The organism is [Clostridium] citroniae WAL-17108, assembly GCF_000233455.1.
Taxonomy (GTDB): domain Bacteria; phylum Bacillota; class Clostridia; order Lachnospirales; family Lachnospiraceae; genus Enterocloster; species Enterocloster citroniae.
Map to the genome: position 1 here is coordinate 67068 of NZ_JH376426.1, position 13832 is coordinate 80899.

A 13832-nucleotide genomic window follows, 5' to 3' on the forward strand; every position below is an offset into this window, starting at 1 on the left:
AAACTGGCAATGGGGAAATCCTCCTGTGATTTTGCTGGATTATTTAATTGTTAAAACCGCTTTATCTTCTTAGACGGCGTCTTCTCAAACTCCGCCTCCCTTACGATCAGGCTGTAGATCCTTTTATACACCGGCATATCCTTATTAAACTCGTCTATAAGCTCCCGAAGCCCTCCTTCTATATCCTTCACATGCCTCTTTCTGGCATACTCATAATCAGGGAATATCTCCGCCTCGATCACCTTGTCCTTTTCCCTTACCAGGACTTCCTTCACCAGGTCTGAGCGGCTCAGCTGGTTTTCCAGTTCCTCGGGAGATACATTTTCCCCGTTTGACAGAATGATCAGGTTCTTTCTGCGGCCTGTGATATAGAGGAAATTGTCCTCATCCACATACCCCAGATCACCGGTCTTAAGCCATCCGTCCTCCAGTGCCTGGTCCGTCTCCTCCTGCATCTTATAATAGCCCTGCATCACGCTGGTGCCCCTGACCCAGATCTCCTCATCCACGATCTTGGCCTCGCAGTTGGGAAGGAGCTTGCCCACGGAGCCGGTCTTATGATCCCATTCCAGGTTTGTGCTGATGACAGGGGAACACTCCGTCATGCCGTATCCCTGGAGAATGGTGATCCCGTACTCCTTAAACCGTTCCACATAGTCCGGGTCCAGATAGGCGCCGCCGCTGCATATAGTCTTCAGATTTCCGCCAAATGCGGCCTTGGCCACCATTTTCTTTGGCATCAGATTACCCGCATCCCGAAGCTTTCCGTAAATGGATTCGATCACCAGCGGAACCAGAAGCACGATCTCAGGTTTAAACAGCTTCATATTCTTCTGTACATGCATGATGGAATCATTGATACAGATGACAAGTCCGATGTAAAGTCCCTTGATGATATCCATGGTCAGGCAGTACACATGATTGATGGGAAGCAGGGTCATGGAGACCGTTCCTGCAGGAATCTTCATATCCAGGCACACTGCATTATCCACCAGGTTCCTGTGGCTGAGCATGACTCCCTTGCTCTTTCCCGTGGTTCCTGAAGTAAACAGGATGGTGCAGACCTGGTCAGGGTCAATGGCTGTCTCATATTCCCCGGTGTGGATCGCCATCTGCATGGAAAGGGACTGGATCCCGTCTCCGGGCTCAGCTGCCTGCATGGAAATGATCTGACGGACGCGGGGGCATTTCTCCCTCACCGCCTCCGCCACGTCCCGGCGTATCTCATCAAATATCAGCATTTCCACGTCCGCCCGGTCCAAAAGCCCGCACACTGCATCGGCGGGAAGCTGGGCATCTATGGGCACCGCAACGCTGCCGCTGCCCACGATCCCAAAATAACCCACGATCCACTGGTACGTAGTGGTGCCGATCAGGGCAATGTGTTTTCCACCCATGCCCATGGACTCCACCATGCGGCTCACGGACATGGAATCCCGGTTCACGTCCTGGTAGGACCGGTCCACGATCTCCTTTTTTACCTTATACCGAAATGCAGCCTCCGCCCCATAAGCCTCTGCCCCATGGCGGATGATATCTCTCAATGTTTCTACCGGCATAGCGTCCTCCCTTTTCTGTCTGCCATCAGTCCTGAAGCGACCGGATGTATTCCACTGCGTCTTTTACAGTCTTTACATTCACCACTTCCCGCTCCTCCACTTCCACATCAAACCGGTCCTCGATCTCTCCCACCATGCTCATAAAGTCATAGGAGTTAAACCCTAAGTCCTCAATAAAGCGGGATTCCTCGCAGATCGCCGAGGGTTCCACATCCACATACTCACAGATCAATTCCTTTAATTCCTCAAACATTGTTCTTCTCTCCTTTCAGTATTGTATCCTAAACCATATCGATTACTTGGCCCACTGTGCGGTCCGGATCCTCCACTCCCCTGAATATGATCCTGCACAGATAATAGTAAATATATTCCAGTTTTTCCGGCGTCACTACCCCGGTCTGGTATTCAAACCCAAAGTCCAGACCATTGTCCGAAGCCCTGTGGCTCACGGTGAGATACAGGGTATGGGCCGCAACTCCGTTGGAATAACGGGCTGTCTTATACTTGATATCCCCCAGCTTATCCAGTCCCGGTCCATCGTATTTCATGGCAAGGGGCTGGTAGGTCAGGCTTAAGGGCTCATAGGTCTGTCCGTCCCTCAGCTTGTAATAGTTATGGCGGTAATTAAAATACTCCGATGGACTGTAGTTTGCATGCCGGAAATACTGGTTCTGGGCATCCCGTATTTTCAAAAGGCCTTCCATGAATGTATCTTCTTTTGGCACAATGGTCCTGAAGGGAAAGCAGTGGATCCGGCTACCGCCGCAGCGCTTTTCCAGCAGCGTGGCCCGCCTTGCAATGGTAGTGGTAATGGACACGTCCTCCTGGTCATTTTCCTTCTGAAGGTAGGTACGCAGCCCCATAAGCAGCAGACAGGTCATGGAAACGCCTCTGCTCTCACAGAAATCCAAAAGCTTCCCGGAGGGCTCCCCTTCCAGATGGAAATTGGTGATATTTGCTTCCACATTGTCGGAGGTGTTGGTGGCTGCCCGGAGATTTCTGTTGCGGGTGGATCTTCTCTCCTTCAGCAGTTTTTCCGGACCGCATATGTCCGTAAATATGGGCTCGGAGGAAGCGATCATTTTCTCAAAAAACTCCCTGTCCTTTTCGCTGGACCGGCTGCCTGCCTCGTAAGCCAGATCCTTTTCCAGCTGCCTGATATAGGAGGACATTTCCTTGGGATAATGGATTTCCTCGTACAGACGGCTGCAATACAGCTCAATCACGTCCTTAAAGAACACGATCAGGGACTGGGCATCCATGGTCATATGGTCCACACATATGTAAAGGCCCTGATATCCGTCCGGCATCTTGATCATCACAATGTGGTGCATGGTGGAATCATAACGCTCAAAGGGGACCTCCGTCCACCGGCGCAGCATATTCTCTGCATCCTCTTCCTTCCAGCCTGTGAAGTCGAAGTGTTCGATCTCCCTGGTCTCCTCTTTTACCACATATTGGTAAATAGTTCCGTCTTTATCCCTGGCAAACCTAAGGCGCATGGATTCGCATCTGGCAATGGCTTCCCTGATACACTCCCGGAGCACATCCCAGTCCAGGTCGCTCTCAATGGTCAGGCTGGATCCGATATTCAGCACCTGTTTTTTAGGACAGTACTTAAGACAGTAAAAATGCAGTTTCTGTGCAGATGTCAGCGGGTACACTTTATAGCCTTTTCTGGTTTTCATGTTTTCCCCTTTCTTATTCCTCAATGATCCAGATACCGGCGGATCAGCTGATCCACCGCGTTTTCATAGCTCTCCGTATCCTTATAATAAGCTTCCGCATGGCTGGCCCCGGAAACCACCAAAAGTGACTTGGGGGACCTGCATGCATTGTAAAGATCATAAACCATGGAACAGGGCACAAATGTGTCCTTGTCTCCATGTATGAAAAGAATGGGTATCTTTGCCCTCTTCACCTCATCCCTGGCATTGCACTCATTCAGGCCGTATCCGGCCTCCTCCCTTGCCATGCGGTCCGCGATCTGCATCACGGGAAATGCAGGCATGTGGTACATGGATCTCAGCACATGGCTGAACACCTCCCAGGCAGAGGTAAAGGCACAGTCTGAAACCGCGGCCCTGACCTGGGGAGGAAGGGTTAGTCCTGTGGTCATCAGCACGGTGGCGCCTCCCATGGAAATGCCGTGAAGCATCAGTCCACAATCCTGTCCCAGGCGGGATACCACGTACCGGATCCACCCCAAAGCGTCATGGCGGTCCAGGCAGCCAAACCCAATGTAGGTTCCCTCACTTTTTCCATGGGCCCTCTCATCCGCCACCATCAGATTGAATCCTTTTTCCAGATAGAATCTGGCAATGCTGGAAAAATCATTCAGCCCTTCACTGGTATATCCGTGGAAACATACCACAGCCCGCTTGGAGCCTTCACAGGGAAAGAATGTCCCGTGGAGCCTCAACCCGTCAGCAGATGTGATAAACACGTCCTCCTTCTCCTGCCCGGCCAGCCATTCCTTGCTGGCCCTGATTCCGGGAATGTATGCATCCCAGTCGGTTCCCGCCATTTTCTGGGTCCGCTCACGCTTTGCATTGCCGCGCATCACGGTCCGGTGGAAAAAGTATCTGGCAATCCCATATTCCCCTGCGGCGCCTGCCGCGGCCAGGCCCATGAACATGCCCATTCTTCCCATATGTACTCCTTTCCATGTCCTAGACAAACTTCTGAAGCATCAGCGCCTTTTCAAGGCTTCCTTCCACCTTCAGCTTTCCTGTTGTAAATGCAAAAACAGGATCCAATTTTCCGGCTGCCAGCTTTAGCAGCGTATCTGCTGAGCAGATAAAAATTGCATCCCTGTCATAATACTCATATGGCTCCACGTACAGCTTTCCCTCTTTTACCTCGGCATAAAAAGTCCCCTGGCCCTCGCCTGTAATATCAAACTGAAAGGCCAGATGCTCCCCTATCCCGCTCACATCCGCTTTCATGAAAATTTCCCTGACTGTTTCAAATAATGTTTCATACGTCATATGGTCTCTCCTCTGCCCTTTTGGCATTCCCATCTTCGACTAGCGGTCGAATCTGTGGTAAGCTAAACATATCACGTTTTCGACCGCCAGTCAAGTATGGTGTTTTCCTTTGTATTCTGCTATACTGGAAAGTATTCTAAAGAAAATACAGAGGATTTTTTATGCAAAACCATAATAAACGGGAACAGATTCTGGATGCCATGCAGGAACTTATGGGTTCCTCCAATGCCCAGGCCATTTCCGTAAGCGATATTGCCCAAAAAGCAGGGATTGGAAAGGGAAGTATTTATTACTATTTTTCCTCCAAAAATGACATCATAGATGCGGTGATCGAGCGTTCCTATTCCCGTGTGCTGGACGCAGGCAAGGAATTGGCTGCATCCTCCCACATGGATGCCTTTAAGAAAATGGAACTCATATACCATGCCTGTCTGGACTCCTCCACGGAGCTGAGGCGCCAGGAAGCCATCGGTACCTTTAACGAACAGCAGGAAAGCGCATTCATCCACCAGAAGTTTGCCCGCATTATCATCACCAGGCTGAAGCCCATACTGACTGATATCATCCGCCAGGGCATGGAGGAGGGTACCATACACTGTGAGTACCCGGAGGAGACTGCCCAGATCGTACTGACCGTGCTGACCATTACCCTGGATAACAACCTGATCCCTGCTGATCAGGACCAGATCGGGCGTATCCTTACCGCCTTTACCCAGATGCAGGAAAAGAGCATGGACATACCGGCCCATACCCTGGAGTTTGTGCTGCGGAAAAATTAAGCCCAATCCATATCCGCCAGGAACATTTTAACCAACCAAAAGAGGTATTTCCCCACTTTTCCCTACCCTTTTTCCTCATTCTGGCTTATAATATCTATGGCTTAACGGGCTGGCAGATGTTTCCAGCGCAGGAAAGATGAACGACAGCGCCCTTCTCAGGCGCAGAGAGGATACACAGGAATTATGAAAGACTCACAAAAGCAGGTCCTTGTTAAGGTTCTCCTTGGCATCCGCAATACCGCAGTGGCCATACTGGGTATATTCGGATGGCTTTTTCATGCCTTCCTGGCAGTACTTACCGCAGGGCTGATCTGCGGGGCCCTGGCAGGGATCCTTATCTATGCTAAGGTGAAACCGGAACTGGACCAGTGCAGGGTAATTGCTTACGACAAGCTGGCCCAGATGGAGAGAACGGATTTCTCCATGCTCAGCGACACTGTCATCTATGACAAGGACAACAGGCAGATCGGCCTGATCAATGCAGGCCATTACCAGTATGTGGACATCTCCCACATCAGCATGAATATCCAGAATGCGTATATTGCTCAGGAGGACAGGCGTTTTAAGAGCCATACCGGCGTGGACTGGATCGCCACCTTCCGTGCAGGGCTGGCCCTTATAAAACACGGCGGGACCGTGACCCAGGGAGGCAGCACCATCACCCAGCAGGTGATCAAGAATACATATCTGACCCGGGAGCAGACATTCACGCGCAAGATCGTGGAAATACTGCTGGCCCCGGAAATCGAAAAGGAATACTCCAAAGCAGATATCATGGAGTTCTACTGCAATACCAATTTCTATGGCCATCAGTGTTATGGGGTGGAGGCTGCCAGCCGGTACTATTTCGGCAAGCATGCAGCTGACCTGAGGGTGGATGAGGCCGCTGTCCTTGTGGGCATCAGCAACAGTCCCTCCGCCTATGACCCGGTGGCACATCCTGAAGCATCCCTTGAAAAGCGAAACGATGTCCTAAAGAGCATGCACGAGATCGGTGAGCTCTCGGATGAAGATTACCAGTCAGCCGCTGCCCGCCCATTGATCGTGGTGCAGCAGGAATCCGAGGGCACGGACGAGAATTACCAGAGCAGCTATGCTATCCACTGCGCGGCCCTGGAACTGATGAAAAAAGATGGATTTGATTTCCGGTACACATTTGAGGACAAGGAAGACTACACGGAATATACAAACCGGTATAAAAGCGCGTACACGGAAAAGTCGGACCTGATCCGGGCAGGCGGCTTTCAGATCTATACCTCCCTTGACAGCAGCCTTCAGGAAATGCTCCAGTCTGACATTGACCAGGGTCTTTCCTCCTACACCGAACTCCAGGAAAACGGCAAATTCGCCCTCCAGGGCGCCGGCGTGGTGGTGGACAACCGCAGCAATTATGTGGTTGCCATTGTGGGGGGCCGGGGCACAGAGGACCAGTTTAACCGGGCCTACCTGAGCGCCAGGCAGCCGGGAAGCACGATCAAACCCCTGATTGATTACGGCCCTGCTTTTGACACGGGCGAATACTACCCCACCAGGATCATGGACGACCACAAATGGGAAGACGGCCCCTCCAACAGCGGCGAACACTACTACGGAAATGTGACCGTGAGGGAAGCCCTGAACCGAAGCCTGAACACGGTGGCCTGGCAGATACTGGAGGACATTGGCGTAAACTACGGCCTGGACTACCTTGGCAGGATGGAATTCCAGAAACTGACCTATGTGGATAACGGAGTGCCCTCCTTGAGCATCGGCGGCTTTACCAACGGCGTGCGGGTGGTAGACATGGCCAAGGGATACAGTACGCTGGCCAATAACGGCGTGTACAATGACCGGACCTGTATCACAAAGATCCTCCACGAACATGACGGTGAACTTTCCAAAGATATGAAGCCTTCCGCCAGTCAGGTGTACCGCGATGATTCCGCTTTTATGCTCACGGACATCCTGAAGGGCACCCTGAACGAGAGCTACGGCACGGGCCATGGCCTGGCCCTGGACAACGGTATGCCTGCCGCCGGCAAGACAGGCACCACCAACAGCAGCAAGGATACCTGGTTCTGCGGTTATACCCGTTACTACACCACCGCTATCTGGGTGGGGTACGACATTCCCAGGGACATGCCGGGCATCTACGGCGCCACCTATGCCGGGAGAATCTGGAAAAATATTATGAATCAGATCCACTCCGGCCTGGAGCCATGGGACTGGGAGCAGCCCGAGACCGTGGAGCGGCGGGCCGATACCAAAACAGGAATCGAGGATTATTTCAGCACCACAGCAGAGCTGCGGTCCCAGCAGAGCCTTCATGACAAGGAGCAGAGGGCGCTCACCGCTCAGCTGGAAGCTGACGTGGAGGATTTTACCGCCCGTGAGATCAGCACGGTGGAGGATACCTACGCGGTCAGGAGTCTTTACCAGAGCATCACTTCCCGCCTTCCCCTTCTGGATGACGGGGATCTGCGCGCCCGTATGCTGGATCAGGTCGAAAGCCGTTACGATTATTTTGAGGGGATCATTTCCCAGATGTCGGACACCATTGCCCTGTATGAAAAGCAGAAGGCGGCTGACGAGGCCCGTGCCCAGGAACAGGCCATGAAGGACGCCGAGCAGCGGCGCATACAGACAGAAAAGGATACAAAAAAGAACGAATTCCTTCAGGCTCTGCGTCTTGTGGAGGAACTTGAATACCAGCAGGACAACGCACAGTCCCTGGTACAGGATGCCATTACCAAGCTCCCCCTGGTGTCCGGCGACCCGGAACAGCAGTCATTTGCGGACCGGCTCCAGGCAGCGATCCAGAGGATCTCCACACTGCCCACCGAGGATGAATGGAATGCGGCCCAGGAACAGGAGCGGGCCGCCCAGGAGCAGGCTCAGATCCAGGCAGACCATCAGGCTCAGATGCAGCAGAACCAGCTGCAGTCAGCCCTGGACAGGGAGAAGTTTAAGTGGAACAATCTGGAATACTATGGACCAGGAGGAAGACCGGACTATGACAAATAAGATATGGGAAAAAATAAAACATAAGCGCACCGCCTCCGCTCCTGCCTGTCCCAAGGAAACAAACCCTTATTCCATGCCCTGCAGCGCCTGGTTCTTCACCTTTATGTGCATGAATATCCCCATTGCCGGATGGATCTACCTGCTGCATCTGGCTTTTGGAAAAAAAGAAAACCAGCTGCGGGATTTCGCCAAAGCCTATCTGGTATATAAACTGGTATTCCTGGCGATCGCACTGGTGCTGCTCGGGATCATGGTCTGGATCGGCCTGGATCTCGCAGATACGGTGCTGGCTTATATGGAAATGCTGTGACGATTTTTGCTGCGGCAACCTTTGCTGTATCAACTTTTACCCCATCAACAAAATGCGGCCCGCCTACAGAGTTTTCTTCTGTAGGACGGGCCGCATTATAGTTCAAGCCTGCATCTGCGCCAGCTGCTCCTTAAGGGAAGCGATCTCAGCCTCATATTCCTGAAGCTTCCTGTCCTTCTCCTCCAGCTTTCTCTTCTGTTCTTCCACAATGCGCTGGACCATATTGCGGTCCATCATGGATTCGATCATAAGTCTCAGCTCATCCACGGTTTCTCCGGGAGTCTTGCCTTCCTCATCTATGGTGATATCCGCATATTTTTCATAATAGGGCACCCTTTCATTGTAAAGGTCCCTCAGGGTAAAGCCCGGCTTTAGGGCCACGCCCCGGTCCACCACGTTGCCGATACGGTTCTCCATCTCCTCATAACTCATCTTCAGGTAAACCACCTCGCTGATCTCCTTCAGATGCTTCATGGCTTCCTCACCGTAGATTACGCTGCCCCCCGGTGCAATGACGGAAAGCTGTACATCCAGCCCTGCATTGATGCGTTCCTCCACCTTCAGGAATCCATCCATGCCTTCCTCTGCTATGATTTCCTTCAGCAGCCGGCCCTCCTTTTCCTGGATTACAATATCCACATCCACAAAGGAAAATCCCAGCCTTTTGGCCAGCAGCACGCCTATGGTGCTCTTACCGGAAGAGGGCATCCCTATCATGGTTATATTTGGTTTCACTGCAGTATCCTCCTGGTCTATTTCTTCTTGGACGTATTCCTGCCCTTTTTTGCAGGAGCAGCGGACGTCTTCCGTTTTTTAATGGTCTTTTTCACCGAATACCCGAAGCTGCCCAGCTTTTTCCCCAGCTCAAAATATTCGCCGTGGGAATAACTCACAAGCCCGGAGGCATTCAGATTGAATTTCCCCCTGTCGTCCATATACTGGTTATCAATGGTCACCCCCATCACCTTGGCGATAAACATGTCATGGCTTCCCAGTTCTTTTATTTCCACTACCTTGCACTCAATGTTCACCGGACTCTCCTCAATCCCCGGAGCCTTTACATACCGGGATTTCTGGGGCGTCAGCCTGGTCTCCGCGAATTTATCCACATCCCGGCCGGATTTGACGCCGCAGTAATCCGTGGCGCGCACCAGCTTCTTATTCACCAGGTTGATGACAAACTCCCCGGTATCCTTGATAATATCATGGGAAAAACGTTCTTTTCTCACAGAGATGGACACCATGGCCGGATCGGAGCAGATGGTTCCCGCCCATGCCACTGTCACAATATTGGGCGTCTCCTCCTCACGTCCGCAGCTTACCATTACCGCCGGTACAGGGTACAGCATGTTGCCCGGCTTCCAATACTCTTTTGCCATATATTCTCTCCTAATCCTGTTCCGCCAGCATCAGCTCCGGAATCAACTGCTTTTTACGTGACACCACTCCGGGAAGGTTAAGGATGGGTTCCTCCTTTTGTGTTGCCTCCTCCAAATCCAGATGAAATGCCTTGGCCGCAAGCTGTACGGCGCCCTGGCCCTGGCAGATCAGATCCGTGGACTCTGTCAATATGTTGGTCAGCATAAAGAATACCATATCCAGTCCGCTTCCCTCCCTGGCCTTTTCCATAAATTCCGGCATACGGTGTTTCAGCCCTTCCAGCTCTCCCCCGTTCAGGGAAGTGATCTGGCCCACGCCGATCATCACCTTGCCTGCGGTAAATCGCTTAAAGTCCTGGTAAAAAATCTCTTCATCGGACTTATCTTTCAGGTTGCTGCCCGCCCCAAACATTTCCATTGCGTATTTCTCTATGTCCAGTCCTGCAATGGCTGCCAGGGATCTGGCCGCCATCTCATCCACCGGCGTACAGGTGGGTGAACGGAACAAAAGGGTATCGGACACAATGGCGCTGCACAAAAGCCCTGCAATCTTTTTCTCTATGTCCACACCGGCTTCCTGGTACATCTGATAGATAATGGTGGCCGTACAGCCAAGAGGCTGGTTACGGAAAAATACAGGAGCCATGGTCTGGACCGTGCCCAGCCTGTGGTGGTCGATGATCTCCTGGATCTCCGCGCTCTCGATCCCTGCCACTGCCTGGCTCTTCTCATTGTGATCCACCAGGATCACCTGCTTGCCCTTTGCGCCCAGCAGGTTCCGGCGTGAGATCATTCCCAGGTATCTGCCTTCCTTGTCAAGAATGGGGAAATCGCGGTGACGCTTGCTGGCCATCACCTCCCGTATCTCATCCGTATAATCATCACTGTTAAATGTGATCAGATGTTCCCTTGTCATAAAGTAACTGATGGGCATGCTTTGATTGATCAGACGTGCTGCCGTATAAGTATCATAGGTGGTGGCGATCACCGTGCATCCCCTGTCCTGTGCGATCTTCTTAATGGTCATGGAAACGCCCGCGCCCTCGCACACGATAATTGCGGCCGCGCCCATCTCAATGGCGCACAGCTGGGACTCGTACCTGTTTCCCAGGATCACCAGGTCGTGGGGTTCAATGTAGAATTCCATCAGATCAGGGTTGGCTGCAGCGATCAGCACCTTACCCTTATCAAAATACACATCCGCGTCCCCCACCAGCAGGTCCGCCTCCAGAGTCTCAATAATATTGGAATACTGGGTATTGGCTTTGGACAAAATGCTGCTGTCGTAAATATTCATGTAGGTCTTTGTAATATCGCCCACCGTGATCAGCCCCTCCAGGGTTCCGTCCGGACGTACCGAGGGAATGGTCACCACGTTATTCTCCTGCATGATCTTCCACGCCTTTTTCAGGGAAATGTTGTCCGCCACCCCCCTGGTCTTGCGGATCTCAATATCCTTGACCTGGGTCCTTACATCCTCCACCAGTTTGGGCTCCTCCACCCCAAAGTAGTCCAGCACAAACTGGGTTTCCCCGTTCACATGGCCCGCCCTGGCAGGCACATACTCCTCTCCTGTCAGCTTATTCTTTAAGTTGGCATAGCAGATGGCCGAACAGATGGAATCCGTATCCGGGTTCCTGTGGCCGATCACTGTGGTCTTTCTCTTTAAATCATGTTCCATCTTTCTTCCTCTTCTCTCTCCCTCTGTTCTTCAAGTCTATGGTAATTTTGTGGTATTCCGGAATCTTTCATAATCTGTTTACATGGGATTCACATTTCGTTCACATTTATTTTTTATACTATTTTCATAAGAGTTATATAATTTCAAACAAGTTTAATAGTAAAATTGCACATAGATTTTTCATAATTGCCCCGGTTGAATTTGGACCGGGGTCTCCTCATATTATGGGATATCCGGATCCCTTTTAATATCACGATTCTTCCCGCCATTTCAGTATATCAAACCAGTTTTCTTTTTTCAACCAGATTCATCTCGTAAATCCGGACAACAAATAGGTTTCCTTTCAGCAAAAGAGGCCGCAGCCCGCGGTTAACAGCGGTTGCGGCCATATTTCCAGGCCATATTTCCAGACATATTCCAGACTATATTTCAGGCCTGGGTCCGGCCTGGTGCCTACTTCAGCTTATACTCCTTCTCACACTTAAATTCCGGAAGTTTTTCACCCTTTTCCAGCTTCTTTCCTTTGTTCCCGCTGCTGTCCGCACTGTAAACAGTTCCGGAATCCACACGGTATGTGTACTGATCATCCACCTTATATGCCTTTTCATTGGTCTGTATCTTGCCGGCAGCGTTCACCAGGTATATTTTCCCATCTACCTGAAACGCCTGGTAATCCATGTCATCCCCTGCTTTCACCAGAAGTCCCTCTGAGTACAGGAATCCATCCTTTTCCCCTGTGTATCCGGAGCCTTTTGCGGAGCCGGATGTGGCAAAATAAAATGTCTGCATTTCTCCCGATCCGTCCTCGACCCCATCAATCCGGCCCGTGCGCATCCGGCCATCGGAATCTTTGTCGCCAAAATACCCGTTCAGTACCAGATTCCCTGAGATCACTCTCACAAGCCCGGTCTGACGGCATCCATACTGATCCAGGAAATAGCTTTCCCCATTGACCTTGGTAATGGCGCCGTTCATGGTCGTGGCCGTGGTCTTCAGATAGGCAGGTGTACCGTCATTCTCAAAGTAATACCACTCTTTATCCCCTTCCTTTGGCCCTTTGCCGGAATCCAGTTCTTTCAGCACAGTTTGATCCGAGGAGTTTCCGGGATGCTCAGAAAGCTGCTTCCACTGTCCTTTTGTCATATATCCCTCATCCGGTCCGCCCAGGTAGATAAAACGGCTGATCCCCACAGCGTCCCCTGACTGGGCTGAGCTTTTAACCGCATGCCATCCCGTAAGCATGACCCCATTCTCATCAAAGTAATACTTCTTCCCATCTATGGTCGCAGGATTGTACTCCTTGGATGTGGAGCGCTTTGCCTTTCCATTGGACTGGAAATAGAACCACCTTGCATTTTCTCCGGCCTTTTTGTACTCCTTGGAGCTGTCGCCTTCCCGGGGCAGCTGATCTTCGTCAAACTCCAGACACTGCCAGCCCCTTCGCATGGCTCCGTCATCTTTATCCCCCAGATAATAGATGTTGTTACCCTCGTAATACCAACCCGTGCGCATTCTCCCATCGCTGTCAAAGCAGTACCTGCCATCCTCTATATTCTTCCAGCCGTCCTCCTCAGCCTTGCCGTCCCGGCCCAGGAAATACCAGCCCGCCTCCTTCAGACCATCCTTACCGTCAGTATGGATCCAGGAATTTCTGACCATGGCCCCCTCGCCGTCCACATAGTACGTGTTGGCAATCCAGGTGTTTTTCTCCACGGTTCCTTCACTGCCCAGATAGTAGGACACCCCGTCCCTGGTCTTCCAGTCATTAGTCACATAATTGCCCTTGCTGTCCGTGTAGCGCATGGTTCCGTTCTCTTCCACCCAGCCGCTGTCAGCCTTTTTCACCCCTGCTGCCACCGTGCCGTCCGCCGGTCCTATCTCTTTTGTCTCCTCTTTCCTGACTCCTGGGGCAGCAGTCCCTGACACCGGCCCTTTGCCCGCGGGAACGGCTTCCTCTCCCATGGCCGTTCCTGCTGCTATGGACGCCATCCAAAGACCTGCCGTTATTCCCCATATTAATCTCTTTACGGTCATAAACTCCACCTCCTGGTTATGAGCACTTCAATACATGTTCTGCTGAGCGCAATGGCTTATATAAATCATTTTACCAGAAAGCGGGTAAAAATAACAG

The 13832-nt window shown here is 51.7% G+C and carries 12 protein-coding genes; 3 read left to right on the forward strand and 9 right to left on the reverse strand.

Annotation, left to right across the window (positions count from 1 at the left end; translation table 11 throughout):
• Positions 1-50: 50 nt before the first annotated feature.
• The 5 genes from HMPREF9469_RS20700 to HMPREF9469_RS20720 are packed head-to-tail and all read right to left on the reverse strand — an operon-like array spanning position 51 to position 4549.
• On the reverse strand, positions 51-1559 hold the full coding sequence (locus tag HMPREF9469_RS20700; protein WP_007866306.1) for an AMP-binding protein: 1509 nt from the start codon (positions 1557-1559) through the stop codon (positions 51-53).
• A gap of 25 nt (positions 1560-1584) precedes the next feature.
• On the reverse strand, positions 1585-1812 hold the full coding sequence (locus HMPREF9469_RS20705; protein ID WP_007866308.1) for an acyl carrier protein: 228 nt from the start codon (positions 1810-1812) through the stop codon (positions 1585-1587).
• A 28-nt stretch (positions 1813-1840) separates the two neighbouring features.
• Positions 1841-3247 (reverse strand): condensation domain-containing protein, encoded by a 1407-nt coding sequence (locus tag HMPREF9469_RS20710; protein ID WP_007866310.1) that lies wholly within the window; start codon positions 3245-3247, stop codon positions 1841-1843.
• Positions 3248-3267: 20 nt separating this feature from the next.
• Positions 3268-4212 carry an alpha/beta hydrolase gene (locus tag HMPREF9469_RS20715; protein ID WP_007866313.1) on the reverse strand — a complete coding sequence of 315 codons (945 nt, stop codon included), beginning with the start codon at positions 4210-4212 and terminating at the stop codon, positions 3268-3270.
• 19 nt (positions 4213-4231) lie between these two features.
• Positions 4232-4549, reverse strand: a complete 318-nt coding sequence (locus HMPREF9469_RS20720; protein WP_007866314.1) for an SCP2 sterol-binding domain-containing protein — start codon at positions 4547-4549, stop codon at positions 4232-4234.
• Between the two features lie 161 nt (positions 4550-4710).
• Here HMPREF9469_RS20720 and HMPREF9469_RS20725 point away from each other — a divergent pair, with 161 nt between their 5' ends.
• From HMPREF9469_RS20725 to HMPREF9469_RS20735, 3 genes are all read left to right on the forward strand, one after another.
• Positions 4711-5328, forward strand: coding sequence for a TetR/AcrR family transcriptional regulator (locus HMPREF9469_RS20725; RefSeq protein WP_007866316.1), 618 nt, complete (start codon positions 4711-4713; stop codon positions 5326-5328).
• Between the two features lie 183 nt (positions 5329-5511).
• Entirely contained in the window at positions 5512-8331 is a 2820-nt protein-coding gene (locus HMPREF9469_RS20730; protein ID WP_007866318.1) for a transglycosylase domain-containing protein, read from the forward strand.
• Positions 8321-8641 (forward strand): hypothetical protein, encoded by a 321-nt coding sequence (locus tag HMPREF9469_RS20735; protein WP_007866321.1) that lies wholly within the window; start codon positions 8321-8323, stop codon positions 8639-8641. The genes HMPREF9469_RS20730 and HMPREF9469_RS20735 overlap by 11 nt, the downstream gene beginning before the upstream one ends.
• Before the next feature lie 102 nt (positions 8642-8743).
• On the opposite strand, the gene HMPREF9469_RS20740 is transcribed toward HMPREF9469_RS20735, so the two are convergent.
• From HMPREF9469_RS20740 to HMPREF9469_RS20755, 4 genes are all read right to left on the reverse strand, one after another.
• A complete protein-coding gene (locus tag HMPREF9469_RS20740; RefSeq protein ID WP_007866324.1) occupies positions 8744-9376 on the reverse strand; it encodes a shikimate kinase in 633 nt (210 codons plus the stop codon).
• Between the two features lie 17 nt (positions 9377-9393).
• A complete protein-coding gene (locus HMPREF9469_RS20745; protein ID WP_007866326.1) occupies positions 9394-10020 on the reverse strand; it encodes a flavin reductase family protein in 627 nt (208 codons plus the stop codon).
• 10 nt (positions 10021-10030) lie between these two features.
• A complete protein-coding gene (locus tag HMPREF9469_RS20750) occupies positions 10031-11701 on the reverse strand; it encodes a putative manganese-dependent inorganic diphosphatase (RefSeq protein ID WP_007866329.1) in 1671 nt (556 codons plus the stop codon).
• 453 nt (positions 11702-12154) lie between these two features.
• Positions 12155-13735 carry an N-acetylmuramoyl-L-alanine amidase family protein gene (locus HMPREF9469_RS20755; protein WP_007866330.1) on the reverse strand — a complete coding sequence of 527 codons (1581 nt, stop codon included), beginning with the start codon at positions 13733-13735 and terminating at the stop codon, positions 12155-12157.
• Positions 13736-13832: the final 97 nt, after the last annotated feature.

What these genes read in the sequence shown, in the direction of transcription:
- HMPREF9469_RS20725 (WP_007866316.1), top strand. Translation starts at nt 4,711, where the DNA reads ATGCAAAACCATAATAAACGGGAACAGATTCTGGATGCCATGCAGGAA.
- HMPREF9469_RS20700 (WP_007866306.1), bottom strand. Translation starts at nt 1,559, where the DNA reads ATGCCGGTAGAAACATTGAGAGATATCATCCGCCATGGGGCAGAGGCT.
- HMPREF9469_RS20750 (WP_007866329.1), bottom strand. Translation starts at nt 11,701, where the DNA reads ATGGAACATGATTTAAAGAGAAAGACCACAGTGATCGGCCACAGGAAC.
- HMPREF9469_RS20745 (WP_007866326.1), bottom strand. Translation starts at nt 10,020, where the DNA reads ATGGCAAAAGAGTATTGGAAGCCGGGCAACATGCTGTACCCTGTACCG.
- HMPREF9469_RS20710 (WP_007866310.1), bottom strand. Translation starts at nt 3,247, where the DNA reads ATGAAAACCAGAAAAGGCTATAAAGTGTACCCGCTGACATCTGCACAG.
- HMPREF9469_RS20755 (WP_007866330.1), bottom strand. Translation starts at nt 13,735, where the DNA reads ATGACCGTAAAGAGATTAATATGGGGAATAACGGCAGGTCTTTGGATG.
- HMPREF9469_RS20730 (WP_007866318.1), top strand. Translation starts at nt 5,512, where the DNA reads ATGAAAGACTCACAAAAGCAGGTCCTTGTTAAGGTTCTCCTTGGCATC.
- HMPREF9469_RS20720 (WP_007866314.1), bottom strand. Translation starts at nt 4,549, where the DNA reads ATGACGTATGAAACATTATTTGAAACAGTCAGGGAAATTTTCATGAAA.
- HMPREF9469_RS20715 (WP_007866313.1), bottom strand. Translation starts at nt 4,212, where the DNA reads ATGGGAAGAATGGGCATGTTCATGGGCCTGGCCGCGGCAGGCGCCGCA.
- HMPREF9469_RS20735 (WP_007866321.1), top strand. Translation starts at nt 8,321, where the DNA reads ATGACAAATAAGATATGGGAAAAAATAAAACATAAGCGCACCGCCTCC.
- HMPREF9469_RS20705 (WP_007866308.1), bottom strand. Translation starts at nt 1,812, where the DNA reads ATGTTTGAGGAATTAAAGGAATTGATCTGTGAGTATGTGGATGTGGAA.